General features: G+C 70.0%; 16 protein-coding genes and 4 pseudogenes. 16 read left to right on the forward strand and 4 right to left on the reverse strand.

The window, feature by feature from the left end; genetic code table 11:
* Nucleotides 1-444: 444 nt before the first annotated feature.
* Together ACFZDC_RS34460 and ACFZDC_RS34465 are read right to left on the reverse strand one after the other, a co-directional pair.
* Nucleotides 445-711, reverse strand: a complete 267-nt coding sequence (locus ACFZDC_RS34460) for a hypothetical protein (protein ID WP_391330028.1) — start codon at nt 709-711, stop codon at nt 445-447.
* Nucleotides 712-1,289: 578 nt separating this feature from the next.
* A pseudogene (locus tag ACFZDC_RS34465) lies at nt 1,290-1,777 on the reverse strand (helix-turn-helix domain-containing protein); the annotation flags it as partial.
* A 1,885-nt stretch (nt 1,778-3,662) separates the two neighbouring features.
* On the opposite strand from ACFZDC_RS34465, the gene ACFZDC_RS34470 reads away from it, so the two are divergent.
* From ACFZDC_RS34470 to ACFZDC_RS34495, 6 genes are all read left to right on the forward strand, one after another.
* Nucleotides 3,663-5,012 (forward strand): hydrolase, encoded by a 1,350-nt coding sequence (locus ACFZDC_RS34470; RefSeq protein WP_391330030.1) that lies wholly within the window; start codon nt 3,663-3,665, stop codon nt 5,010-5,012.
* Nucleotides 5,013-5,288: 276 nt separating this feature from the next.
* Nucleotides 5,289-7,553, forward strand: coding sequence for a HAMP domain-containing protein (locus tag ACFZDC_RS34475; protein ID WP_391330032.1), 2,265 nt, complete (start codon nt 5,289-5,291; stop codon nt 7,551-7,553).
* A gap of 16 nt (nt 7,554-7,569) precedes the next feature.
* Nucleotides 7,570-9,036 (forward strand): poly-gamma-glutamate synthase PgsB, encoded by a 1,467-nt coding sequence (pgsB, locus tag ACFZDC_RS34480; protein WP_391330034.1) that lies wholly within the window; start codon nt 7,570-7,572, stop codon nt 9,034-9,036.
* Complete coding sequence (locus ACFZDC_RS34485; RefSeq protein ID WP_317441179.1) at nt 9,033-9,515, forward strand: poly-gamma-glutamate biosynthesis protein PgsC/CapC; 483 nt, start codon at nt 9,033-9,035, stop codon at nt 9,513-9,515. The genes pgsB and ACFZDC_RS34485 overlap by 4 nt, the downstream gene beginning before the upstream one ends.
* A 129-nt stretch (nt 9,516-9,644) precedes the next feature.
* Nucleotides 9,645-10,655: an NlpC/P60 family protein gene (locus tag ACFZDC_RS34490; protein ID WP_391330036.1), complete on the forward strand. Its 1,011-nt coding sequence runs from the start codon at nt 9,645-9,647 to the stop codon at nt 10,653-10,655.
* Nucleotides 10,656-10,711: 56 nt separating this feature from the next.
* On the forward strand, nt 10,712-12,634 hold the full coding sequence (locus ACFZDC_RS34495; protein WP_391330038.1) for a glycosyltransferase family 39 protein: 1,923 nt from the start codon (nt 10,712-10,714) through the stop codon (nt 12,632-12,634).
* A 430-nt stretch (nt 12,635-13,064) separates the two neighbouring features.
* Here ACFZDC_RS34495 and ACFZDC_RS34500 read toward each other — a convergent pair whose 3' ends face one another.
* Nucleotides 13,065-14,066, reverse strand: a complete 1,002-nt coding sequence (locus ACFZDC_RS34500; protein ID WP_391330039.1) for a peptidoglycan-binding protein — start codon at nt 14,064-14,066, stop codon at nt 13,065-13,067.
* Nucleotides 14,067-14,074: 8 nt separating this feature from the next.
* Complete coding sequence (locus ACFZDC_RS34505; protein WP_391330041.1) at nt 14,075-14,221, reverse strand: hypothetical protein; 147 nt, start codon at nt 14,219-14,221, stop codon at nt 14,075-14,077.
* A gap of 316 nt (nt 14,222-14,537) precedes the next feature.
* Here ACFZDC_RS34505 and ACFZDC_RS34510 point away from each other — a divergent pair, with 316 nt between their 5' ends.
* The 10 genes and pseudogenes from ACFZDC_RS34510 to ACFZDC_RS34555 form a co-directional block, all read left to right on the forward strand.
* Nucleotides 14,538-18,296 carry a hypothetical protein gene (locus tag ACFZDC_RS34510; RefSeq protein WP_391330043.1) on the forward strand — a complete coding sequence of 1,253 codons (3,759 nt, stop codon included), beginning with the start codon at nt 14,538-14,540 and terminating at the stop codon, nt 18,294-18,296.
* Nucleotides 18,297-19,436: 1,140 nt separating this feature from the next.
* Nucleotides 19,437-20,333: a TauD/TfdA family dioxygenase gene (locus tag ACFZDC_RS34515; protein ID WP_391330044.1), complete on the forward strand. Its 897-nt coding sequence runs from the start codon at nt 19,437-19,439 to the stop codon at nt 20,331-20,333.
* Complete coding sequence (locus ACFZDC_RS34520; protein ID WP_391330046.1) at nt 20,330-21,223, forward strand: ABC transporter permease subunit; 894 nt, start codon at nt 20,330-20,332, stop codon at nt 21,221-21,223. Before ACFZDC_RS34515 ends, ACFZDC_RS34520 begins: the two co-directional genes overlap by 4 nt.
* Nucleotides 21,220-21,951, forward strand: a complete 732-nt coding sequence (locus ACFZDC_RS34525) for an ATP-binding cassette domain-containing protein (RefSeq protein WP_391330048.1) — start codon at nt 21,220-21,222, stop codon at nt 21,949-21,951. Before ACFZDC_RS34520 ends, ACFZDC_RS34525 begins: the two co-directional genes overlap by 4 nt.
* 43 nt (nt 21,952-21,994) lie before the next feature.
* Nucleotides 21,995-23,050, forward strand: a complete 1,056-nt coding sequence (locus tag ACFZDC_RS34530) for an aliphatic sulfonate ABC transporter substrate-binding protein (RefSeq protein ID WP_391330050.1) — start codon at nt 21,995-21,997, stop codon at nt 23,048-23,050.
* Nucleotides 23,047-24,372, forward strand: coding sequence for an NtaA/DmoA family FMN-dependent monooxygenase (locus ACFZDC_RS34535; protein WP_391330052.1), 1,326 nt, complete (start codon nt 23,047-23,049; stop codon nt 24,370-24,372). The genes ACFZDC_RS34530 and ACFZDC_RS34535 overlap by 4 nt, the downstream gene beginning before the upstream one ends.
* A pseudogene (locus ACFZDC_RS34540) lies at nt 24,365-24,861 on the forward strand (ATP-binding cassette domain-containing protein); the annotation flags it as partial. The gene ACFZDC_RS34535 and the pseudogene ACFZDC_RS34540, both read left to right, overlap by 8 nt.
* A 168-nt stretch (nt 24,862-25,029) precedes the next feature.
* The gene (locus tag ACFZDC_RS34545) at nt 25,030-25,170 is read left to right on the forward strand and encodes a hypothetical protein (RefSeq protein ID WP_391330192.1); all 141 of its coding nucleotides are present in this window, start codon (nt 25,030-25,032) and stop codon (nt 25,168-25,170) included.
* Nucleotides 25,167-25,676 (forward strand): annotated as a pseudogene (locus ACFZDC_RS34550) (ABC transporter permease); the annotation flags it as partial. The gene ACFZDC_RS34545 and the pseudogene ACFZDC_RS34550, both read left to right, overlap by 4 nt.
* A gap of 106 nt (nt 25,677-25,782) precedes the next feature.
* A pseudogene (locus tag ACFZDC_RS34555) lies at nt 25,783-25,893 on the forward strand (hypothetical protein); the annotation flags it as partial.
* Nucleotides 25,894-25,937 lie beyond the last annotated feature (44 nt).

Consider the following 25,937-nt stretch of genomic DNA (forward strand, 5'->3'; position numbering starts at 1 on the left):
GTTGGGGGGGTCGGGGGGGGGGCGGGGGGGGCCCCCGGGGGCGGGGGGTCCGGTTTTTTCCCTCCGGGCCGGGGGGGGGGGGGGGGGGGGGCCGCGGGGGGGGGGGGGCGGGCGGGCGGGGGCCGCACCCCACTCGCGTAAGAAGACTAGCTGCGCGGGCGGTTGGGAGGGATCGGGCGTATCGGACGCATCGCGGGGTACGTGAGTCATGCACCGGCCCCGCAGGCCCAGCAGTGGAACCCTGCTCCTCCTGCCTGCGGGGCCGCTGCGCACGACTCTTTCCTGACGCACCGGCCGGACAGACCCCGCGGTCGCGTCGAGGCGAGCGGTAGGCGTTCAGGGCGCGCGCGACGGTGCTGGTGGCGGGGCGCTGCGGTATCCGGCAAGTACCAGCCACCGGCAGCCCGCCGGGGCGGCCAAGAAGGCCGCCCCACGGCCGCCACGTCAGGCGAGGGCGTTGCGGAGGTAGGCGGGCAGTGCCTGGCAGACGGCTGGGTCCGCCTTCCAGGCGGGGTCGGCGAGCTGGTCGGCAGTGATGACGGAGTGGCTGCCGGTGTCGGTGCGGACGACGATGCGGAACGTTTCGCCCCGGCTGTCCCGGCCGGCGAGGTAGGCGGCGAGGACGGCCTGGCCCAGCTCGGTGGGGTCCGCGCCGGTGGTCACGCGGCCGAAGTCCTTGCAGATCCACACGCCGCTGAACCGTTCGTGCATCAGGATCTCCCACCGCACGCAGCAGGGCATGTCTTCGCGTAACACAACCGCGATCATGCCCCCACCAACCGGCCTCCCGCACCGCTACCTGCGAGTACTGGCCGGAAAGCGCGCCTCTCCCACGGGATGAGGGCGGCTGGCACCGGCACCTCCGCAACGGCCCGGCTGCCCAGGTCGCTCCCGCGTACACGCCTGTCCCGCGGCCGGTGGACACAGAACCGACCGCGACCGTGCTGGCCCAGCTCCGGGAGCTCGGACCGGAGCTGGCCGACCGGTCCGTCAGCCCGTCCTGGCGCCCCGTACCGGGCACCACCGTCCTGGCGGCACTCGAACAGGTCATCACCGGGGTCGATTGCGACCTGGGGTTCCGGCTGGTTCTGCGGGCCTGGAGGCGATGGACGTGCCCCTCACAAAGGGGCAGTACGCCGAGTGCGAAGCCGTCGCCCGACGGCTCGGATACGGCGAGTTCCACCTCCTCGGGATCGAGCAACGGATCCGGAGGGACTGACCGCAGGTACTGCGGGCGTCACAGGACCGCCGCACCCACGTGGTGCGGCGGTCCCGCGCGTTCCAGCACGCCATGTACCCGATGCGGCGGTTGTCGGCGTCTCCTTCTTCTCGTCCGCGTGGATCTCGCTGTAGGCCAAGCGGGAGTGGTCGTCGACGGCGGTGTGGATGTAGCTGTAGCCGACGCCGGAGCGCTACTTGCGTCCCACCTGCCGTCCCAGGGCCTTGTGGCGCCGTCGTCGGCGATGTTGCCGAGCTTCTTGATGTCCACGTTCACCAACTCGCCTGGCTTGTCACGGTCGTAGCGGCGTATGACGCGGCCGGTGGCCCGGTCCAGGTGCGCCAGGCGGGCCAGGCCGAAGCGGGTCAGCACACGGTGCACGGTCGAGGGGACCAGGTGCAGCAGGTGCGCGATGCGGGCCGGACCCCAGCGGCGCAGGAGACGCACCTTGATGATCCGTCGCTCGGTACGGCTCGGTGTCCGCCCAGGACTGCTGTGCGGGCGGCTGGAGCGGTTGGCCATACCGGCGGCACCGGTCGCCCGGTAGCGGTCGGCCCACAGCTGAACCTGTGCAGAAACCGCTCATGCACTGCGCCCAGTTCACCCGCCCACAACCTGCCATCAGCAAGGTCCCCACCCATAACCAGACCGACGACGGAACTGGCCAGCAGTCACTGTAAGCACCGTTGCAGTACTAAGGAGAAGCCTGTTCTCCATCCATAGCAACGACGACCTGCGGCTGAACGCCCCGACCGACGTCATGCGCGAGCGCGGTGAACTCCCCGGCTGACCCGCCCGCAACCTGCATCCCCCGGCCCTGGGCCCCGCTATCGGGCGAGGCCCAGGGCCGGGGCCGGGCGAGGGCCTCCACGTTGCGGCCCTTGCCGGCCGCCACGCCACGGTGCGGGCCCGCAGCGGGGGAGCGGTGACGACTCCTCCCCGCTGGTACGCCCTGGCATGTGGCATCCCGCACCGAGAAAAGCAGAGCGTGGAGGACCGGATTTGTAACGAGCTCGCGCACGGTAGGCGGTGAGACGCTGAGGACATCGGCGGGGGTCGGTGTTCCCATCTGCCGTGCCGACTGCTTCTTCGCCGGCCGGCCGGGTGGGCGGGGAAGGACCGTGGGAGCAGGACCGGTAAGCGCGGCAACAGCGGGGTTCAGCTCACGCGGGTACGGGGCTTGAGCGGGTGCGCCGGTGCCGGCACGCGGTGAGGCCGGGAAGCGGGACGAGCGGTGGATGCGCCGATGAAGCGGCATGGGCAGGGGTGTCTCTTGGCCGGGACTCGACCACGCCCGGGCGCTGGGGGCGGGAGGGCCGTTTTTTGGCGGCACGACTCACCCCTCGCAGTCGCAGCGCCCAAACCGTAAAACTGCTGGCTTGGCCCGGCTGGGCCTCCTGTATGCGGGCAGGGAAAGCTGGGCCGGTGCGCGGCCTGCTGTGGAGACGAGTGACCCCATGAGCGGAATCGAACGCGGAACGGCCCGCCCCCTGGTTGCGGGGGAAGGGCCGCGGTCGTGCGGAGGTCAGGGGCGGGCGGCAAGTCTGGCTGGTGTAGAGCAGGGTGAAGTGGTGCTTGCGGCCCGCCGAAGGTGAGACTTTCGGCGGGCCGTCCATTCGTTGACCCTGTGCGGCCATGTTTGGCGCGGCATAGCCCGTCGGCGATGGAGATAGACAAGCAATATCGCTACGCCCTCCATCAGTGGGCACAGGATGCGCATCAGCACGTCTACCTCGCCAACATGCCCTCGGAAGAACCAGACAGCAGTCCCGGGAATCCAGACACAGATGCCGACGACTCCGAAGAAGAGCGAGGCTCTACCGACGAACGAAGAGCGGAGAGACGCGACCGCAGACAGCCTGGGGTGGCGCTCTCGATTTGGTCTACTGGTGCCAGGCATAGGTGGGTGCCAGGTAGAAGTAGGGCCTCACAGTCTTTGTACCTCTCCTCGGATACCAGCCGCGTAGATTGCTGCGGCCAGCAACAGAGCTGGCGCCGCCGCCCCGCCTGTGGAGTACTCAATCCACGCGGCGATTGGCAGCGACCCGGTAGGTCGCCACAACTCCGCGAATCGGGACGGCAGTCGCGAGCACCCGCGATCCTTCTCGAACGCCTGGCAAAGTACAAAGTGCTTTCCTCGAGGTTTGCAGGGGAAAGCTTACCTCATCCTTACCTCGTACTTCCAGGTCGGCGGCCCGGTGAGGCAGTGGCAGCCTCGCAGCAGTCGGCAGAGCGACGGTGATCGGCTGCTGGGGCACCGGCGACTGGGGAAGTGGTGGGCCGCCGTCTTGAGACAAGGCGCGTTGCGGGCAGCTCCAGGCATCCGGCGCGTGAAGATCGCTGCGACGGTACACGGGCGGGTGAATACGCACGCCGTCGTGGCGGTACGGTGTGCGGCAGTCGATCGCGCGTTCCGTGATCGCTGACCAGCAAGGGGGAGTTCATGAAACATCGCCGCCCGCGCCACCGTCGCAGCCTGATCTCCAGGGCGGTCGGCCCGGCGGGTGCGCTGGCCGTCGCGCTGGCCATGGGTAGTTCGCCGGCCATGGCCGCCGGGACGACGTCCGGCAAGCCTTCGGCCGCCGGGTTCTCTGCCGACGAGCCCGACCCGGACGTGCCCTGGGCACCCGAGAACGACGAGGTGCCCCTGCACCACAAGCCCGTGCACCCTGAGGCGCTCTCGTCCGCCCGCACGGCCCCCTCCGCCCAGCAGCTCACCATGCCCGCGCCGACCGGGCCGTACAGCGTGGGCATGGTCGGCCTGCACCTGCTCGACAAGTCCCGTACGGATCCGTACGTACCCGGCAACAAGCCCCGCGAGTTGATGGTGTCGCTCTGGTACCCGGCCACTTCCACGTCCGGGCACTATCAGGCGCCCTGGATGCCGTCAATCTCCGGTGACCACTTCCTCGCCTCGCGCGGGTTGTCGCCGCAGGAGGTGACCCTCCCGAAGACCGCGGGCCATGTACTCGCCCCGGTGAACACCAAGATCGGCAAGCTGCCCGTCCTGCTCTACTCGACCGGGTTGCACTCGGACCGCGCGATGGGCACCGCGCTCGCCCAGGACCTCGCCAGCCGCGGCTACCTGGTCGTCACGGTCGACCACACCCACGACGCCAACGAGGTGCAGTTCCCCGGCAACCGGCTCGAGGTCAACACGATGCCGGCGGGCTCCCATTCCTCCGACACGCTCAAGGTGCGAGCGGCCGACGTGCGGTTCGTGATCAACGCGCTCGGCACGATCAGCAGGGGCGGCAACCCGGACGTGGGCCACGCGACGCTCCCCTCCGGGCTGTCGCAGTCGGTGGACACCTCCCGTATCGGGATGTTCGGCTGGTCGTTGGGCGGCGCGGCGGTGGACACCGCGATGCAACTCGACCACCGCATCGCCGCCGGCGCCAACCTGGACGGCCAGTTCTTCGGGACGGCGCCGAGCAAGGACCTGGACCGCCCCTTCATGCTGTTCAGCTCCGGTAGCCACAACCGCAACAACGACAGCTCGTGGCGGACGCTGTGGTCACATCTGAAGGGCTACAGGGTCGACATCAAGCTGCACGGCGCGGCGCACCTGTCGTTCAGCGACAACGAGTGGTTGGTGCCGCAGTGGGCCGACTGGCTCGGGCTCTCCCAGAGTCAGATCCAGCAGCAGTACGGCACGATCGACCCCGACCGGGCGGTGCAGGTCCAGCGTGTCTACCTCGCCGCCTTCTTCGATCAGGAGCTGCGTCACAAGCACAGCACTCTGCTCGATGGGCCGCACAGCAGCTATCCGGAGATCTCCTTCGTCCGCTGACCGGACAGCCGAAGGGCCGGCCCCCTCCACGGGGGCACCCTTCGGCACCCTTCGGCGTGTCAGTGGCGGCGGTACCGCCCACGTGCGCCGCCGCCCCGTGATCTTGCTCACTCGTACGGTTGTCGCACGAAAATGTGATGGCCATGTGATGACGAGGGGCTAAAGTATCCGCATTGTGGAATACCTGTGCGCTCGACGCCAGTTGAGGAAGGACCCGCTCCCCTGCCCTCCGCACCACGGGCGCCGCGCCGACACCGCATTCGTCGCCGCGCCGATATGCCGCTGCTCGGTGGGGTCCGCCCGCCGATAGCCTCACTTGTCCTGCTTCTTCTGGTAGTTGCCGCGCTGACCGTCATCTGCCTCGACGGCGTCCCCACCACGGGTGTCCCGCAGGCCGTGCTGAACGGGGAGCAGCAGATCGCCGCGGACACCGCGCTGTCGATGCGTACCTCGATCGAAGCCGAAGCGAACGCGGTACGACGCAAGGCACGCGCCTACCCGGCGACCAGCGCGTCGACTCCCACGACCGCGCTCAAGGCGCTGACCCCCGCCGGCAAGGCGGTCGCCGGTCGTGTGCTCCTCGACGCGCACACCGGCAAACTGCTGGCGACCGGCGGAAAGACGGTGCCGCTGGCCGGCGTCGACGTCGCCAGGACGGCGTCCGGACACGGCGAGATCCCGCCCCGGCTGGTGACGGCGAGCGGCACCCGGGAACTTCTCTACTTCGCCCGGGTCACGCTGCCCGCGCAGCAGGAGGATCCCGACCAGGACCAGTACCAGGCGCGGGGCGGGGCCGACCGGCAGTGGCTGCTGGTGGTTTCCGAGGCGCTCCCCGCCCTCGCGGCGTACGGCGACGGACGCAAGGCCGAGATGCTGGACGCCGACGGCACCGTGCTCGCCACCGCGGTCCACGGCGCGGCGTCGCCGGCAGTCGACGGCGGTCTGCCGGGGAAGGTGACCCGCGCGGCGCACGAGTCGGGGTCGGACACCGACGCCTCGGGGAGCCTGCTGGGCGCTGCCACCGGTAGCCGGCGCATCGTGACCGGCTGGGCCCAGGTGGCCTCGTCGACCGGTCCGGGCGAAACCGACGACCTCGGTCTGGTGGTGCTCACCTCCCGCACGGTGCCCGCCACGGCCACCGCCGTCGACTACTCGCGCTTCGCGTTCCTGGCCGCCGGGGCGCTCGCCGGGGTCGCGCTGCTGCTCTGGCTTGTGCTGCACTTCGTCGTGCAGCAGCCACTGCTGCGGCTGTTCCTGTCCGCCGGCCGTCTGGCCCGGGGCGCGACCGGCGGCCCGGCCGCGTCGGCGGAGCTGTCCCGGCCGGTACCGGTGCACGGCTTCGGGGAACTGGCCCGGATCGGGCGGGCCCTGGACTCGCTGCGCACACAACTGCTCGGTGAGAGCGGCCCGCAGGAGATCCCGGCCCGGCGCGGACCGGGTTACCGGGCGCTGGCCGTGGCCGGCGTCGTGGTGGTGGCCTGCTGGGCGGTGCCGATGATCTTCCTCCTGGACCGTGCCGACACCGCGACCGCGGTACCCGCACCGGTCCTCGCGGACCAGCAGGCGCGTACCGTCCTCGCGACGCACCGGATCCAGCAGTCCCTCGACCAGTCGTACACCGAACTGAACGACGCGGCCGCGACTCTGGCGGGCGGGAGCCGGGCCGCTCAGACCCAGGTGCTGCGGCAGACCCTCGCCGAACACAAGCAGTACCGCTCGCTGTACCTGCTGGACCGCTCCGGGGGCATCACGCTGAGGGTTGGCGGCACACCGCTGCGGACTCTCGTCCACGTACCCCACGGCGGCGGGATCACCAACGTCAACACATCGGGCCGAATCCCGGCGATCGCCGCTTACGCGCAGGTCCCGGCCGCCAAGGGCAAGGTCCCGACGGCCGGGGTGGTCCTGTTCGGTGAGATCGACGTGCAGGCGCTCAACTCCATCCTGCCCAGGCCGAAACTGGGAACTGTATGGGTGACGGACGACCACGACAGGGTGCTGGCGGCGAGCGAGGGCTACGAGGCCTTCGAGCCGCTGCCCGACCTGGCCCTGACGCGTCTCGCCCGCGCCACCCAGGGCGCCCCGGGGACCGCGGGCAGCGCGACCTCGGCGGTGCACCTCACGTCGTCCGGCCCATCGGTGGACGCCGCCGCGCCGCTGGCCAAGAGCGGCCCGACGGCCCATCTCGGATGGCACCTGGTGACCTCGGAGCCCGCCGCTGCGCTCCAGATCCCCGCGGTGCAGGCCCAGCAGCGCACCATGCTCGCCGGCATCCTGGCCCTCGCCGTCGGTGCGGCCTGCCTGGGCTGGCTGCACGTCGTGGTGATCCGGCCGCTGCGCGCGGTGGCCGTCCTCGTCGAGCGGCTCGCCGGGGGAGACCGCCGCACCGTGCTGCATCCGGTCAACCACGACGAGATCGGCTCGGTCACCCGCAGCCTGGAACTGGTGCGTCAGGCCCTGGCGGAACGCGATCGGGCGGCCAGGTCCGGCCACACCGCGCGCCCCCCAGGGTCCCTGCGTGAGCACACTCCTCAGCGGTAGAAGGACGGAAACCGACATGCTCTTCCTCTATGTCATAGTCCTGCTGTGCTGCGCCGGGCTGTGGATCGCCGGAATCCTGGAGCAGCGCCGGCACTTCGCCTCGCTGGAGCAGATACCCACGCGGGTGCTGGTCAACGGCATCCGCGGCAAGAGTTCGATCACCCGGCTGTGCGCGGGAGCGCTGCGCGGCGGCGGCTTGGTCACAGTTGCCAAGACCACCGGTACCGCGGCCCGGTTCATCCATCCGGATGCCACCGAGGAGCCGGTGTACCGGAAGTTCAACATCTCCAACATCGTCGAGCAGATCGGCATCGTACGACGGGCGGCGACCTACCGGCCGGACGCGCTGGTGATCGAGTGCATGGCGGTCATGCCCGCGCTGCAGGAGATCAATCAGGAGAAGCTGATCCGCTCCACGATCGGCGTGCTGTGCAATGTCCGCGAAGACCATCTGGAGGAGATGGGGCCCACGCTCGACGACGTCGCGCGCTCGCTCTCCCGGTCGATGCCGGTGGGTGGGGTGTGTGTGACGGCGGAGAAGGACCGGCTGCACATCCTCCAGGAGGAGGCCGACAAGCGGAACTGCCGGCTGATCGCGGTCGATCCCGAGACGGTGACCGACGCCGAACTGCGGGGCTTCAGCTGGTTCACGTTCAAGGAGAACGTGGCGATCGCGCTCGCCGTTGCCGAACTGCTCGGTGTGGAGCGGCAGACCGCGATGCAGGGCATGTGGGACGCGCCGCCCGACCCGGGCGTGCTGTCCGTGGAGCGCTATGTCACCCCCGACGGCAAGCGGCTGCGGTTCGCCAACGTCTTCGCGGCCAACGACCCCGAGTCGACGCTGATGAACGTCAAGCAGCTGGAGGATCTGGGCGCGATCCGGCGGCCGCTCAGCGTGATCATCAACTGCCGCCCCGACCGGGTGGAGCGCAACGGCCAGATGGGCACGATCGTGCCCGATCTCGCCGCAGAGACGGTGTTCCTGATCGGCCACCCGACCAAGAGCGCCCGCGACGCGATTCCGGAGGGCTTCACCGGCAGGGTGGTGGATCTCGGCGGCGACCGCCGGGACCCCGCGGAGCTGACCGCGGCGATCCTCGCGGAACTCGACCCCGTCGCCTCGCTGGTGGCGATCGGCAACATCCACGGCCAGGGCGAGCTGTTCCTGGAGTGTCTGGCCGAGCTGCCGCTGGACGACTCCGCTGACCCGCTCGACGTCGTTCCCGACGGCGACGGCCTGGACCAGGAAACCATGCAGATCGCCATCCCGCGGCCGCGGATCTCGGTGGCCCGGCCACCCGAGCCGGAGCCGTACAGCTGGGTGGCGCCGCTCGAGACACCCACGTACGCCTTCCGTATCCCGTTGCAACGCGACCCGGACCGGCGGTCAGCCGAACGCCAGGACTGGCCGCCCGACGACCGCAGCACAGCGGACGACCCGCACCACTCCCATGATCCGTACCAGTTCACGAGGAACCCGTGATCCCCGCCCACCTCAACGCACAGACCGCCGCACTCGGGATCGCCCTCGGACTGGTCTTCTCCCTCGTCTGCTACCTGACCACCAACCTCTCTCCCGGAGGGATGATCACCCCTGGCTGGATCGCCCTCACGCTCGTCACCGACGTGCGCATGGCCGGGCTGATGGTGGCGGTGGCGGCGGCGACGTACTTCATGACGAAGCTGCTCCAGCGCACGGTCATCCTCTACGGCAAGAGGCTGTTCGCCGCCGTCGTGCTGTGCGCGGTCCTGCTGCAGACCACCGTGATGCTCGCCCTCAGCCACGAGTTCCCGCTGTTGTACACGTCTCAGACCCTTGGCTTCATCGTCCCGGGCCTGGTCTCCTACCAGATGTCCCGCCAGCCGTTGGCGGCCACGGTCATCTCGACCACGGCGGTGACCCTGGCGACGTACGTGGTGCTGGTCTCCGGTCTTCTGATCGGCGTCCTGCCCACCGGCTGACCCGTACCCGCACCTGTCCACCACCCACCCGCTCGTCTCACACTTCCAGGAGGACCGGCCATGCGCCACGAACCCGTCGGCAGGCGGAGCCGCCCGACTCGCCGTGCCGTTTTCCGGACCATCGCAGGCGTGGCGGCCGCAGGCGTGGCGGGCGGATACGCCTGGGAACGCCTCGGGCACGGCGACGGCGGGGGTGCTACGGACGCCGACGGCAAGAACTCCGGCTCGAGCGCCCGGCTCCACGGGCCCCACACCTTCGAGCGGCTGTCCGCCCCCGACCGCACCGTGGTCCGCGCCGGTGACGGCGGCACGCTCGCCACGTTCACCGACGGAGCCCGTACGGCCGTGCTCACCGGTCCCAGCCGCACCTTCGGTGAGCCGCGGACGACCGAGGCCAAGGTGACAACGGACGCCTGGGTCCGCGTGCTTCCGCACGCGTGGCAGCAGGGCATGGAGAAGTCCGCCTGGTTCACCACCTGGTTCCGCAAGACCCTCGGTGACAGCAGCCCGGACGTCTTCGCCGTGGCGTTCCAGTACAGCAGCGCCGGCGCGCCCGACAAGCACAACGGCGCCGGTGTCCGCTACGCGGGCACCGCGCACTTCGGCCCGCGCAACGCCGCGGTCAACAACCCGCTGGACTTCGCCTACCACGACGAGCAGTCCGACTTCTACGACTATCTGGGCATCGACTGGACCTTCCCGGACGGCACCCGCGTGCAGCCCGAGAAGGCCCGCTACGGCGACGTCGACTGTTCCGGCTTCCAGCGTCTGGTGTGGGGCTACCGCATGGGCATCCCCCTGCACAACACCAACGCCCGCGGCAACGGGCTGCCGCGCCGCGCGTTCGCCATCGCCGCCTACGGCCCCGGCCGCCTGGTGATCCCCGACACCGGCGCGCAGCCCACCGATCTGGACGCGCTGCAACCCGGCGACCTGGTCTTCTTCGCCATCATCAAGGACCGGCCGAACTTCATCGACCACTGCGGCATGTACATGGGCCTCGACGACCAGGGCCGGCACCGCTTCTACTCCAGCCGCTCCGCCGCCAACGGCCCGACCATGGGCGACCTGTCCGGCCGCTCACTGCTGGACGGCACCGACTTCTACGCCCGCGGTTTCCGGGCGGCCCGCCGCCTGTGACCGTGCCGCGTGTGCACGGCCGCTCCACCTGAACTGCTGACCCGAGGACCACTGTCATGACAGCCATCCCCGCCGCCCAGTCCACCGGATCGCGGCGCGGCCGCCGGGCGGCGAGCCGACGTACCGACGAGCCGGAAGCCGCCCCGCGCTGGGAGCGCCCCGCGCTCACCGCGGTGCTCGCCGTCGCCACGGTGCTGTACTCCTGGGGCATCGGGCATGCCGCGCTCCACCCGTTCTACGGTGCGGCGATACGCTCGATGGCCGGCAGTTGGCGCGCGTTCTTCTTCGGCGGGCTCGACACCGCGGGTTCGATCACCATCGACAAGCTGCCCGGCGCCTTCTGGCCCGACGCCGTCTCCGTCTGGCTGTTCGGCGAGCACACCTGGGCGGCCGCGCTTCCGCAGGTCGTCGAGGGCGTGCTCACCGTGTGGCTGCTGCACCGTGTCGTGCGAGCCTGGGCCGGCCCCTTCGCCGCGCTGACCGCCGCGCTCGTGCTCACCCTCACCCCGGTCACCGTGGCGCTCAACCGCGCCACCATCCCGGACACCACCCTCACCCTGCTCCTGGTGGCGGCCGCCGGAGCGCTGCAGAAGGCGGTCCGCACGGAGCGGCTGCTGCCACTGATCACCTGCGGGGTCTGGGTCGGGCTCGCCTTCCAGGCGAAGATGCTGCAGGCGTGGCTGGTGCTGCCGGTCTTCGCCGCCGTGTACCAACTCGTGGCACCAGGAACGGCATTGAAGCGCGCTGTACGGGTCCTGCTGAGCGGAGCGGTCGCCCTGGCGGTCTCCTGCTCCTGGATGCTCATCGTCTGGGTGACACCGGCAGCCGACCGCCCCTACCTCGACGGGACCTCCGACAACAATCCGTTCGCCCTGGTCTTCGGCTACAACGGCCTGAGCCGCTTCAGCAGCGATCCCACCGCGTTCGGCGCCGTCGCGGGCACCGCCGCCAGCCGCACCACCGGCAACACCGGCTGGGACATGCTGATCAACGACACGGTCGGTCCGCAGGTCTCCTGGCTGCTGCCGCTCGCCGTGCTCGCCGCGGTGCTGGGCGTCGTCTGGCAGGCCGGCCGGCCGCGAACCGACCTCACCCGCGCGGGATTTGTGATGTGGGGTGGCTGGCTTGCCGTGCACACCGTGATCTTCGGCATCTCCAACGGCAACCACGCCTACTACACGGCCGTCATCGCCCCCGCCATCGCCGCACTCGCCGGTGGCGGACTCGCACTCTTCCGATCGGAGTACGAGGCACTGCACGAGCCCGGCCACGAAGCGACCGGCCGGCGGTACATGGCGCTGCCCGCGGCGATCGCCTTGACAGCGGCCTGGGCGCTGGTGATCGACTGGCCGACCCATTTCGTCTCTTGGCTGCTGCCCGTCGCCGTGATGCTCGCCCTGACCGGCGTGGTGGGCCTGTGGAGCCGCGGACCGCGCACCTCCCCACGGAAGGTCGACGCCGCCCTCGCCGCCGGGATCGCGGCCATCCTGGTCGTACCGGCCGGCTGGGCCTTCTCCACCCTCGACCCGCTCTACGCGGGCGCCGCGACCTCGCCGATGGCCGGTCCGGTCGGCAAGTCGTACTACGAGCACCAGCGTCACGCTCCGCGCAGAAGAGGGCTGAGCCGGCCCAGCACCCGCGACACCGCCCTGCTCGACTACCTCACCACGCACCGCCACGGCGAGAAGTACCTGCTCGCCACCCAGGCCGCCTACACTGCCGAGCCCCTGCTGCGCGCGAAGTCCGAGCCCATCCTCGTCATGGGCGGGTTCACCGGCAGCACTCCTTTCCCGACCGCCCAGCAGCTAGGCGGACTCGTCACCGCCCACGAGGTGCGCTACGCGCTGCTCACCAGCCAGCGTCCCACCACTGCTGCCACCAGCTGGGTGCACTCCCACTGCCATCGCATCCGACCCACCGCATACGGCCTCCGCACCGACGGCAGCTTCACCCTCTACGACTGCGCCTCCCACAAGTGAGGCGACGTCCGCCCGGGTCAGCGAGGCGGGGCCCGAGGCGGGGTCTAGTAGGCACTGTAAAACGTTCGGTGTAACTCCCGATCATGGAAGATGCATCGATGACCCGCGACAACGTGACCGAGGGGCGGCAGTGGCCCTTCGCGTGGCTCATCACGCAACCTTGTCCTGACGTGGTGACGGGCCGCGCGGAGGATCCCGTGCGGCCCGTCGCCGTCTGCCCGTTGCTATGGGACGACCACCGCTCAGGGCTTGAAGCGGTTGGGTGGCCGAGCGTCCACCCCCGTGGGGCGCCCGGCCCGGCCAGCAGCTCGGGCGTGTCAGGCAGAGACGGCTTGGCGGAGGCTGGTATGCGGCGTGTTCTTTCCGTGATCCGAACCGTCTGGGACGGCCGGTGCCGGGCGCCTGGTGGGGTGCCCGGCACCGGGTCTGGTCAGAAGGTGTTTGCGTTGAGGGCCTTCTGGAGTTGGCTGGTGGTGTTGGTGTCCCAGATGTCCTGGGGGGTGAGTCCGAGGTGCTTGTTGAGGGCGGTGGTGGTGTCGGGTCCGGTGATGCCGTCGGCGGTCACGTGCAGGTAGGTCTGAAGGGCTGTGACAGTCAGTGGTCCGAAGGCGCCGTCGACTTCCAGCCCGGCGGATGTCTTGGTGTTCAGCACCCGCTGCAGGGCTGCGCAGGTGGCCGGTCCGAACTGCCCGTCGACGACCAGCAGGGCGGGCGGGGCGACGAGGGCCTTCGGCTTGATCACGCTGGTGTGGCCGGCGAGGGCTGCCTTCATGACGGCGGCGGTGTGCGGGCCGTACTCGCCGTCCACGGTCAGCTTGTGCTTGGTCTGGAAGGTACGGACGGCCTTGCCGGTGGCGGGGCCGAACTGGCCGTCGACGGTGAGGCCGGCCTTCTGTACGGTGTTGAGGTTCTTCTGCAGGGCCTTGACGGCGTTGCCGGTCGAGCCCAGGCGCAGGATGCCGTCGTGGCTCGGCATCGGGGCGGCGTTGTCGTAGGCGGGGCGGCCGTAGCCGACCACGCAGGCGCGGCCTCGGACCCGGCGGCGGAACGCGTCGGAGGTGTTGCCCTCCAGGGTGGTGATGGTGCCGTTGGAGTGGACGGCCTCGACCAGGCCGACGTGCTTGATGGAGCTGATGGAGCGGCCGCCGGAGAAGTCGAAGAAGACGACGTCGCCGGGGCGGATGCCGCCGATGCCGTAGTGCCAGCGGCCCCGGTTCTGGAAGGCGCGGGCGTGGGCGGTGGTGAGGGCGAACTTGCCCATCACGGCTGTGAGGTTGCCGGAGTGGGCGGCCTCGTAGCTGATGGACATGTCGCACCACGGTCCGGAGAAGCCGTACCAGGTGGTGATGAGGTTGTGGTTCGAGCCGGGCGGGTGCTCGGTGGTGCCCAGCAGCTTGCGTGCGGCGGCGATCATTCCCTGTGCGGTTCCCATGGCAGGTCTCAGAGCTCCATGTCGTCGGGGAGGGCGTCGAGATCGGAGGTGACCTCGTGGTCGGGGTCCTGGCTGACTCCGGCCTGGTCGGGGTCGACGTCGAAGATGCCGGCGCCGCCCTCCGGGTACGGAGGGGCCTGCTCGTTCTCGGTCATGAACGCTGACTCCTTGTCATTTCTTCGGGTGGTGGGTCGCCTGGCCAGGTGCTTGTGCCGGAGGTCCGTCGACGATTCCGGCGGTAGGCGCTGGAGCCCGGGACCGCCTTGCACCATCGAGTTCAGCCGTCCGTGAATTGAATGGACAGCCGGTGCTGCCACTGTGATCAATGGCCGCATCGCAGGTCATGGGCGCAGCGTGGGCCGCTGACCATGCAAAGGGGACGTCTGGTTTGCTCTCGTGCCGCGGGCGTTTGTAGCGTGCCGGACCATCGGGCCGTGTCCACGGGGGAGGCGGGCCGGCGGTGGAGGTGTGATGCCCGGGCGTCCGGAGAGTGCGCTGGATCCGAGTGCGGGACCGGTTCAGCGGTTCGCGGCCCAGTTACGCAAGCTCCGCAGGGAGGCGGGCAGTCCGACGTACCGGGTGATGGCCGAGCGCTCCGGGCAGGGGGCGAGCACCCTGTCGCAGGCCGCGGCCGGGGAGCGGCTGCCGACCCTGCCGGTCGTCCTGGCCTACGTCCGCGCCTGCGACGGTGTTACGGGGGAGTGGGAGGAGCTCTGGCGCCAGGCGGCCGCGGAAGTGGCGGCCGAGCCACGCACCGACGACGAGAACGCCGAGCCGCCCTACCGGGGCCTGGCCCGCTTCGAACCCGGCGACGCCGACCTGTTCTTCGGCCGTACCCAGCTCACCGACCGCCTCCTCGAGCTGACCCGCAGCCGCCGCTTCACCGCCGTCTTCGGCCCCTCCGGCAGCGGCAAGTCCTCCCTGCTGCGTGCCGGCCTCATCCCCCGTCTGCGCACCCCGGACCCGGCCGCTGAGCAGCCGGCGGCGCTGCGCGTCCTGACCCCGGGCGAACATCCCCTGCGCACCCACGAGCAGCGTCTGATACCGAAGGACACCGACGGCGACACCTGGCTGATCGTCGACCAGTTCGAGGAGCTCTACACCCTGTGCACCGACTCCGCCGAACGCAACGAGTTCATCGACCGCCTCCTCACCGCCATCGATCCCGCCAGCAGGCTGCGCGTCGTCCTCGCCGTACGCGCGGACTTCCTCGGCCACTGTGCGGAACACCCTGGACTGACGGCTGCGTTGCAGGACGGCACCGTGCTGGCCGGACCGATGAGCCGCGACGAGCTGCGTGAGGCCATCGTCAAACCCGCTCAGAGCCGGGGGACGATCGTGGAGCGCGCCCTGACCACAAGGATTCTTGACGAGGTCGACGGCGAACCCGGCGCGCTGCCGATGATGTCCCACGCCCTGCGGGAGACCTGGCACCGCCGCAAGGGCCGCGCCCTCACCGTCGAGACCTACGAGGCGGCCGGCGGCCTCCACGGCGCCATCGCCCGCACCGCAGAAGACCTCTACACCGCTCTCACCGTCGCTCAGGCCGACCTTGCCCGGCGCATCATGCTCCGTCTGATCACGCCCGGCGACGGCACTGCCGACACCCGACGCCCCACCCCGCGCGCCGAACTCGAACTGGGCGATCCGAACGATGCCATCACCGTCCTGGAACACCTCGCCCGCGCAAGGCTGCTCACCCTCAACGGCGACGCCGTGGACCTCGCCCACGAAGCCCTCATCACCGCCTGGCCCCGCCTGCGTGGCTGGATCGACGCCGAACGCGACCGCCTGCGCCTGCACAGGCAGCTCACGTCCGCTGCCACCGGCTGGGACGATGTGGGCCGCGACTCCGGTGCCCTGTACCGCGGCACCCGCCTTGCCACAGCCGAGGAAGCCTTCCCCGCCGCCGACCGCAGCCGCTACCTCACCGAGCTGGAGCAGGCGTTCCTGGCCGCCAGCGTCGACGCACGCCTGCGTGACCAGCGCGCAGCCGCCCGTACCACGCGGCGGCTGCAGTCGCTCGTCGCAGCCCTGTCCGTCCTGGCCCTGATCGCCGTAGGCGCTGCCGTCACCGCGTTCCAGCAACGCACCACGGCCCACAGACAACGCGACACCGCCGTATCCCGGCAAATCACAGCCGAAGCCGACCAGCTGCGCGGTACGGATGTGCCCCCTGAAAGTCAGGATGTGTCGCTGGCCGCACAGCTCGACATCACCGCCTACCGCCTGCGCCGATCACCGCAGACCTACACGCGATTGATCAGCGCCGCCACCACCCCGTTGGCCAGTACCGTTCATGGTGCCGGCGCTGCCGTCTACCAGGTGGGCTACAGCCCTGACGGCCAGGTCCTGGGCTCGGTGGGATCCGATGACCGGATCCGGTTATGGGATGTTCGCGGCTCCGCCCACCCGCAGCGCGTGGGCCGCCCCCTGCCGGGTACGACCATGGCGTTCAGCCCCCGTGGGCACCTCCTGGCCACTGCCGCCCAGGGCGATACAGGCGCCGCTCGGTTGTGGGACGTCACTGATCCCGCTCGACCCCGGTTGCTGGGCTCCCCCTTCAACACCGCCCGAGCTGTCGGGACCGTGGCCCTGACGTTCAGCCCCGACGGGCACGTCTTGGCCACCGCGACCGATGACAACAAGGTCCAGTTGTGGGACATCCGCGCCCCTGCACGCCCGCGGGTGATGGGCCGTCCGCTGCCGGGGACCATCGTGGCGTTCAGCCCCCATGGGCACCTCCTGGCCGCCGCGGGAGACGACTTCACCCTGCGGCTGTGGGACACCCGTCATCCAGACCACCCCCGGCGCGTCGGCCATCGGTTCAGTAGCGACGCCATGTCGATCGCGTTCAGTCCTGATGGAAGCACGATGGCCACCGTGAGCGACACCGCCACAGTCGCCCTCTGGAACGTGCGGAACCCGTCGAACGCCCACCGGATCGATACCCCCCTGTCAGACGACGCCACCAGCACGGACGCGATGTTCAGCCCCGACGGCAACATCCTCGCTCTCGCCCAGGAGGACGCCGTCCGCCTGTGGAACATCACCGATCCCGCGAACCCTGTTCCGTTGGGCCGACCCCTTGGCCACTCGAGGCAAGAGGCGTTCTCGATGGCACTCGACCCCGACAGGCGGCATCTGGCCGTAGGGAACGGCGACAAGCTTCAGATCTGGGCTCTGCCGTTCACCAAGCTGGCCTACTCCGGCAGTTCCGAAGTGGTCTTCAGCCCCGACGGACAAGTGCTGGTCACGCAAGGTGAGGACAGCATCCTCCGGCTGTGGGACATGCGCGATCCCACCGATCCCCGACGGGTGAACAACGCCGCCGTGGTCCCGGAGGACCACATCGGGGCGCTGGCCTTCAGCCCGGCCGGCCCGGTCCTGGCAACGGCAACCGACGCCGGCACGCTACGTCTGTGGGACGTCACCGCCCCCCTGACCCCCACCCCCCTGACCACACCGCTGCCCGCCCCCACAGGCATCGGCACGCTCACCATCAGCTTTGACGGTCACATCCTGGCTGCTGTCGTCACCGGCCACCTCGATGACAGCGCAGACAACCCGGTGCAACTGTGGGATCTGCATGACCTGGCGCACCCGCGGCGCCTCCCCGGATTTCCCTCCGACCCTTCGGACGGCGTCATCGAGCACCTTGCGTTCAGCCCTCACGGGCACGTGCTGGCAGTGACCAGTGACACCAACAGGGCGAGCCTGTGGGACCTGGGTGACCCCGCGCACCCGCGGCGGATCGGCCGCTCCTTCGAGGGGAGCAGCCCGGTCTTCAGCCCTGACGGCCGCCTCCTCGCCGTGGGCAATGCCGAGGAGGGCAGTCACGTCAGATTGTGGGACGTACACGACCCCGCGCACCCCCGGGACGTCGGGGGCGCCCTCGGGACCACCGCCGTGGCCGCGGCGTTCAGCCCTGACGGCCAGGTGCTGGCCACAGCTGCCGATGACGACACCTGGCGGCTGTGGGACCTCACCGGTCACCACCTCAGGCCCCTGACCGCCCCCCTGCGAGTCGCTACCACGGGCGTTCATACGCTGGCATTCAGTCCCGACGGCCACACCTTGGCCACCGGCGGTCAGAGCGCAACCCTCTTCTGGGAGACCGATGCCGAGCGAGCCATCCAGCGGATCTGCACCGCCGTCACGCCCCGTCTGACACGGAAGCAATGGCAGCAATACGTGGGCACGCTGCGCTATCTACCGCCATGCCCGTGACGACGCACTGTGGAATGCGGCTGATGGGGATCCACGAAAGAATTCCCATCATCAGGCTGACACCGCATCACTCAGCTACCTCGGCCCGGGCCTGGTCGATGTAGGCGACGAGAGCCGGGCCCGAGGCGCGCACTTGAGTGCGGTGGTACTCCGATGCCCGATCCGGCGCCGGTGCCATGACGGTCAGTGACCATTTGAGCCGACCCGGTCCAGGACGTGGACAGCGTGGGCTTCTGAGCCGCTTCCTGCCCGGCGACCCGACCGGTTCCGAGGAATTTTCATGCAGCTGCAACGATCGTCCCTCAACTTCCTGCTACACATACCGGGACGGCTCCTCGCTCCGCGCTGACCCTCCGTGCACTCACCGGCATCGCGGCGGTGGCGCTCACTCGAACGCCGCCGCCGCGTCACGCAGGGCCTCGGCCACGGCCGCCGGGGAGTCCGGTCCCGGGGCGCCCGGGCGGTAGGTGACCGAGCGGAGGTGCCGGTGTAGCGGAAGACGCCGTGCCGTTCGTACAGCGGCCAGGAGACCGGCGACTTGCGGGGCGGTCGCGCCCGACCCCGTGGGCGTGCCCTCTCGTTCGTTGCTGCCGGAAGGTGGCGTGAGCGTGTCCCGAAGAGGCTGAGACATTCTCCGAGTCCGCAATGCGAGACCTGCCCGGGAAGTTCTTGACCAGCCTGGTGGACGTCTGCTGGACTCCCGTCCCATGAACCCGCGCGTGGACCTGACCCGGCGGCGCCACATCGATCTGGCGCACGTCTCCAGCGCGTTTTGTTGTCGCTGACCCGGGAAGTGCTCCCCGGCGGCGGCCGGTGTGCGCCCATGGCGCGTGCCTGGCAGCGGCGGTGTAAAGCCGCCGACACTCCGATGCCTCCCCGCGGGATCGTCGTCGTCTCCACCTCCTGAGGGCTCCCCGTCTCCTCTCCTTCTCGTGTGAGCCGGGAGCCTGTGCGCGCACGCCGACGCGGTCGCTGAGAATGCGGCTGTAGCGGTCCTGTGGCCACGTGTTCTTCTCTCCGGTCCGCCCAGCCCAGCGTTGCGCGTGTGGTCGATCAGCCCTGCGCAGTACCAGCCCATTACCCAACGCCCGATCTCCAGCACCCCTTGGCGTGCCCCAGCTGTCCGGGAGGGACTGCCTCATGCCTCCGTCCATCCGCAAACTCACTGGCCGCATCGGCGCGGTCGTCGAGGGCGTCGACCTCTCTGCGCCGCCCGACCCCTTGACGGTCACGGCGCTCCGTGACGCCCTCAACGAGCACAAGGCGATCGTGTTCGACGAGGTGAACCTCGACAATGCCGGTCAGGAGCGTGTGGCCGGGTGGTTCGGCGACCTCACCACCGCTCACCCCAACGTGCCGGCCACCGACGGCACGACGAACGTGCTCGCCGTCGACAGCGAGACGTCCAAGGCCAACGAATGGCACACGGACGTCACCTTCGTGATCAATCCGCCGCAGCTCACCACACTCCGGTCGATCGTGACCACGCCGTACGGCGGCGAGACGCTCATCGCCAACGCCGCCGCGGCGTACCGCGATCTGCCCGCACCGCTGCGGGCCCTCGCGGACACGCTGCGCGTCGTGCACACCAACCAGTACGACTACGCCCGCCCCGCGGCCACGACCGGACAACGGCAGGAGTACGACCGAGTCTTCGTGTCGACGCCGTACGAGGCGGAGCACCCGGTCGTGCGGGTGCATCCGCTGACGGGCGAACGCGGGCTGTTCATCGGGGGGTTCGCCAAGCGGATCGTCGGTCTGTCGAGCGGCGACTCGGCGGATCTGCTGCGCATCCTGCAGTCTTATGTGACCCGTCCGGAGAACATCGTGCGCTGGACCTGGTCCCCGAACCAGCTGCTGATCTTCGACAACCGGATCACCCAGCACTACGGGGTGGACAACTACGACGGCCACCCGCGCCGCCTCAACCGGGTGACGGTCGCCGGAGAGGTGCCGGTCGGTGTCGACGGCCGCCGCAGCGAGCAGCTCGTGGGCGATGCCTCGCACTACAGCAGCCTGCCGGCGGTGGCGGCATGACCGAGCTCAGCCTCAAAGCCCCTGCCATCACCGAGGGCCCGGACGCCGAGACGACGAGCGCGCGCGAGCGTGAGGTGTTCCTGCCGCGTGACGCCCGCCGCAGTTCGCGGCTCAGCACACTCCGCGAGCGCCTGCGCTGGCCGGTGGGCATCTATACGACTCCGGTCGTGATACTGGTCGCCTGGGAGGTACTCGCCCGGGCCGGAGTGGTGTCGAAGACCTACGCTCCGGCGCCGACCTCGATCATGAAGTCCACCGCCGACCTGTGGCAACAGGGCGTCCTGGGGCCGGACCTGGCCATCTCACTGCAACGGGCCGGCATCGGTCTCGCGATCGGTCTGACGGTGGGCATCGTCACCGGAGTGCTCGGCGGGCTGCTGCGCAGCGGTGAGTACCTGTTCAACGGCGTCGTGCAGGTGCTCAACACGATCCCCCTCCTCGCGGTGCTGCCGCTGATGATCGTGTGGTTCGGCATCGACGAGCTGACGAAGGTGCTGCTGATCTCCTTCGGCGCCGGCGTGCCGATGTATCTCAATTTGTTCGCCGCGATCCGGGGCGTCGACCAGCGGCTGATCGAGATGGCGCGCACGACGGGCGCGGGCACCTGGCGCCTGGTGACGCGGGTGCTGGTGCCCGGAGCCCTGCCGGGGTTCCTCGTCGGCCTCCGGTTCTCCCTGGCGTACAGCGTCCTGGGCCTGGTCGCCGCCGAAACGGTCAACGCCGACAAGGGACTTGGCTTCCTCATCACTCAGGGGCAGACCTATCTGCAGACCAACCAGGTCTTCGTGGGGCTGGTGATCTACTCGCTCCTCGGTCTGCTCGCCGACCAGTTCGTCCGGGTTCTCGAGCGGGTGCTGCTGCGGTGGCGACCCAGTTATGAGGCGTCATGAGCAACGCAGTAGCCACGGAGCCCCGTCGGCAGACCGGGGTCGCCGTCGAGCAGGTGCTCCGTCGGTTCGGTGACCGGGTGGTGCTCGACCACCTCGACCTCACCATCGCCGACGAGGAGTTGGTGATCCTGCTCGGCCCCTCCGGCTGCGGCAAGAGCACCCTGCTGCGTCTGCTCGCCGGACTCGACCGGCCCGACGCAGGGCGCGTGGAGGTCCCGGCACGGCGTGCGATCGTCTTCCAGGCCGACCGGCTGCTGCCGTGGCAGCGGGTCCTGCCCAACATCACGCTCGGCCTGCACGGACCCGACGCGGAACAGCGGGCCCTCGATGTGCTCGCCGAGGTCGGACTCCCGGGCCGTGAGAAAGCGTGGCCCAAGGAACTCTCCGGCGGCGAGGCCCAGCGGGTGTCGCTCGCGCGGGCACTGGTGTCGGAGCCCGAACTGGTCCTGCTCGACGAGCCGTTCGCGGCCCTCGACGCCATCACACGGCTGCGCATGCACGACCTCGTACGCGCGCTGCGCAGCAAGCACCACGCCGCGATGCTGCTCGTCACGCACGACGTCGACGAGGCGATCGCCCTGGCGGACCGCATCGTCGTCATGAGCAGCGGCCGCATCGGCACCTCGCACGAGGTGCACCTCTGCGCCGCGGACCGCGAAGCGAGCGTCGCACGCGAGGAACTCCGCGCCCGGCTCCTGGAAGACCTCGGCGTCGCCGGCCGGCACTGACCTGCCCGAATACCCTCACCCAGCACAGAAAGCACGACAACCCATGCGAAAGAGAACCACCAGACTCATCGGCGCCGTCGGCTCGCTCGCCCTCGCGGGCACCCTCGTCGCCTGCGGATCGGACTCGGACACCGCCGCGCCCCTGAGCAACGCCGCCGACGCGAGCGACGCCAAGCACCCCGAGTGGAGCAAGTACACCTTCACCATCGGCGACAACGGCGGTGACGGCAGCCAGGAGCTGGCGAAGATCACCGGCGTGTTCGACAACGCGCCCTACAAGGTGAAGTTCGCCCGGTTCACCTTCGGCCCCCCGCTCGTGCAGGCCGCGGCCTCGGGCGACATCGACCTCGGCAGCGTCGGCGACGTGCCGCCGATCACCGGTGCCGCGAAGGAGTACGGCTTCAAGGTCGTCGCCGTCAACCGCTCGCTCACACCCGACCAGGCGGTGGAGAACATCATCGTGCCGAAGGGCTCGAAGCTGAAGACGGCCGCCGACCTCAAGGGCAAGAGGATCGCTGTGCCGCAGGGCAGTTCGGCCCACGGCCTGGCCCTGAACGCGCTGAAAAGCGTCGGCCTCACCCCCAAGGACGTGAAGCTGGTCTTCCTCGACCCGGCGGCAGGCGCGACGGCGTTCAACACCGGTAAGGTGGACGCCTGGTCGATCTGGAACCCGCAGTCCGCGATCGCGGTCAAGAACGGCGCGCGGATCCTGGTGAAGGGTCTGCCGCCGATCGACCAGACGAGCAGCTACTACGTCGCCAGTGACACGTCGCTGAAGGACGAGACCAAGCGTGCGGCTCTCACGGACGTCCTGAAGAGGCTGTCACGGGAGTTCGCCTGGGCCGTCAAGAACCCCGACAAGTACGCGCAGGCGCTCTCCAAGGAGCAGGGCATCCCGCTGGCCGACGCCAAGGCGTCCCTGGCCGCCTACTCGAACCGGGTGACCCCGGTGGAGCAGTCGGACATCGAGCTGGAGCAGAAGCTCGCCGACGCCTTCCTGGATGCGGGCCAGATCACCAAGAAGGTCGACGCCAAGTCGATCACCGACAACCTCCTCCCGGCCGGCTACGACAGCTCCAAGCTGAAGGTCACCTCATGAGCGAGAGACGGCGGCTCCACCTCAACGCCTTCCTCATGGAAGCGGGCCACCACGAGGCTGCGTGGCGGCTCCCGCACAGCAACCCCCGGGCGGACTTCGACCTGCGGCACTGGATCGAGCTGGCGCAGCTTGCCGAGAGCGCCAAGTTCGACTCGCTGTTCCTCGCGGACGGACCGGCCCTCATCGGCACCGGCGAGTTCCGGCCGCCGGGCCAGCTCGAACCCTTGACCCTGCTGACCGCGCTGTCCCAGGCGACCAGCAGGATCGGCCTCATCGCGACCGTGTCGTCGACGTACAACGAGCCGTACAACCTCGCCCGCCGGCTCGCGTCCGTCGACCACGTCAGCGGCGGCCGCGCCGGCTGGAACATCGTCACCTCGGCAGGGGCCGACGAGGCGGCCAACTTCGGCCTCGACGACCGCCCCGGCCACGCCGAACGCTACGCCCGCGCCGACGAGTTCCTGAAGGTCGCCAAGGCACTGTGGGACAGCTGGGAGTCCAAGGCCGTCGTAGCGGACAGGGCCACCGGACGCTACGCCGACCCCGAGCGGCTGCACCGGCTCGGCCACCAGGGCAGGTACTTCAAGGTGGCCGGCCCGCTCAACGTCGAGCGTCCGCCGCAGGGCTACCCGCTGCTCGTCCAGGCCGGCTCCTCGGAGGACGGCAAGGACTTCGCGGCCAGCCACGCCGAGGCCATCTTCACCGCGCACACGACGTACGAGCGGGCGGCCGCCTTCTACGCCGACATCAAGGCCCGCACCAGGGCCGCGGGCCGCGACCCGAACGGAGTGATCGTCCTGCCGGGCATCGTCCCGTACATCGGGTCGACCGAGGACGAGGCCCGTGCGCTCGCGCGGCAGTTCGACGAGCTGCGCGTCCCGGAGTACGGGCTGCGCCAGCTGGCCGCCGTGTTCGAGACCGAGCCGTCCGTCTTCCACCTCGACGCGCCCCTGCCGGACTTCATCCTCGCCAGGCCGAAGCTGGAAGGCTCGCAGAGCCGTTCCGACCTGATCATCGAACTCGCGGTGCGTGAGCAGCTGACGGTCCGGCAGATCATCTCCCGGCTCGGCGGCGGACGCGGCCACTTCGAGTTCGTCGGCACGCCCGAGCAGATCGCGGACACGATCATCGCCTGGTTCGAGGGAGGTGCGGCGGACGGGTTCAACATCATGGCCCCCGCCCTGCCGTCCGGCCTCGCGGCCTTCGCCGAGCACGTGCTGCCGATCCTGCGCGGCAAGGGCCTGTTCCGCGAGGAGTACGAGGGTACGACCCTGCGTGAGCACTACGGCCTCCCGGTCCCGGCGAACCAGTTCCATGGCTGAACCGCTTCCCGTGGGCGGTCCGCTCGCGACTCCCGCCGCTTCCACTTCCCGGAGCGGCGGGAGCCCGCCCGCACTGCGGGTAGAGGGCCTTCGCAAGACCTACGACGACGGCTTCACGGCGGTGGCCGGGCTCGACCTGGAGATACCGGACGGCGCCTTCTTCGGGCTGCTCGGCCCGAACGGCGCCGGGAAGACCACACTGATCGGCTCGATGTGCAACATCGTCCGACCCACCGCAGGCACTCTGTCCGTCTTCGGCCACGACCATCGCAGCCGTCAGGCCCGCAGGCTGCTGGGTCTGGCCGCGCAGGAGATCAACGTCGACCGGTTCCTGTCCATCCGGCAGATCCTGATCCACCACGCCGGATACCACGGCATCGGCCGGAAGGCGGCCGCCCGGCGCGCCGACGAACTGCTCGCCCTGTTCCGCCTTGACGACAAGGCCGACGTACGCGCCTACGAACTGTCCGGGGCATGCAACGGCGCCTCGTCCTCGCGCGGGCCCTCATGCATCGTCCCCGCCTGCTCATCCTCGACGAGCCGACGGCGGGCGTCGACGTGGAGCTCCGCTCGGAGATCTGGCGGCACGTCAAGGGCCTCAACGCGGCTGGCACGACCGTCCTGCTGACGACGCACAACCTGGAGGAGGCGGAGACCTTGTGCGACGAGATCGCGCTGCTGCGCGCGGGCCGGATCGTCGACCGCGGCTCCGCCACCTCCCTGCGGAAACGGTACGCGGCCCGGGACATCTCGGAGGTCTACAACCGGGTGATCACGGCGGAGGAGGTCGCCTCGTGAGCGGCACCGAGACCCCGGCCCTCCCGGCGTACGACGAACCGTTCCGGGCGGAGCGGTCGCCGTTCCTCTGGCTCCTGGAGCGCGAGGTCCTGCGCTTCCTCACGATCTGGCGCTACAGCGTCGTCGGCCCGGTGCTTTCGACCGTGCTCTTCGTCGTCGTCTTCGGGTCGGCCCTCGGCCGGCACGTCGACACGATCGACGGCATCGGCTACGGCAGCTTCATCGTGCCCGGCCTCTTCACCCAGGCGATCGTCAATGTCGGCTTCTTCAACGGGACGACCAGCCTGTTCGAGGCCCGCCGCGACCAGTACATCAACGACGTGTACGCGAGCCCACTCAGGTGGTGGGAGATCAACGCGGCACTGGTGGGCGGCGGCATCGCCCGAGGCGTCGTCGTGGGCACGGGCCTCCTCGCGGTGGCGCTCCCGCTCACCCACGGCGGCGCCCCGGCCCGCCCTCTCGTCCTGCTGCTCGGCACGCTGGGGGTGCTTCTGGTCGCCGCACAGGTCGGCGTGATCGCGCATGGACGAACTCGCTCGCGTCCAGCGCTACCCGTTCCCCGTCGACGCCCACGGCCGTCAGCTGCGCGGCGACCTCCAGGGACCCGAGTACATGCGCCGGCAGCGGACCCGGGTACAGCGGCTCGGCGTCCGCATCCTCGACCACACTCCGGCGCTGGAACTCCTGACCGACGCCGACGGCGTCGTCTCGGGGGCGCGGGCGCTCGACCGCACGACGGGTGAGACTGTCCGCATCGAGGCGGGGGC

Source organism: Streptomyces sp. NPDC007905, from assembly GCF_042959345.1.
Taxonomy (GTDB): Bacteria; Actinomycetota; Actinomycetes; order Streptomycetales; family Streptomycetaceae; genus Streptomyces.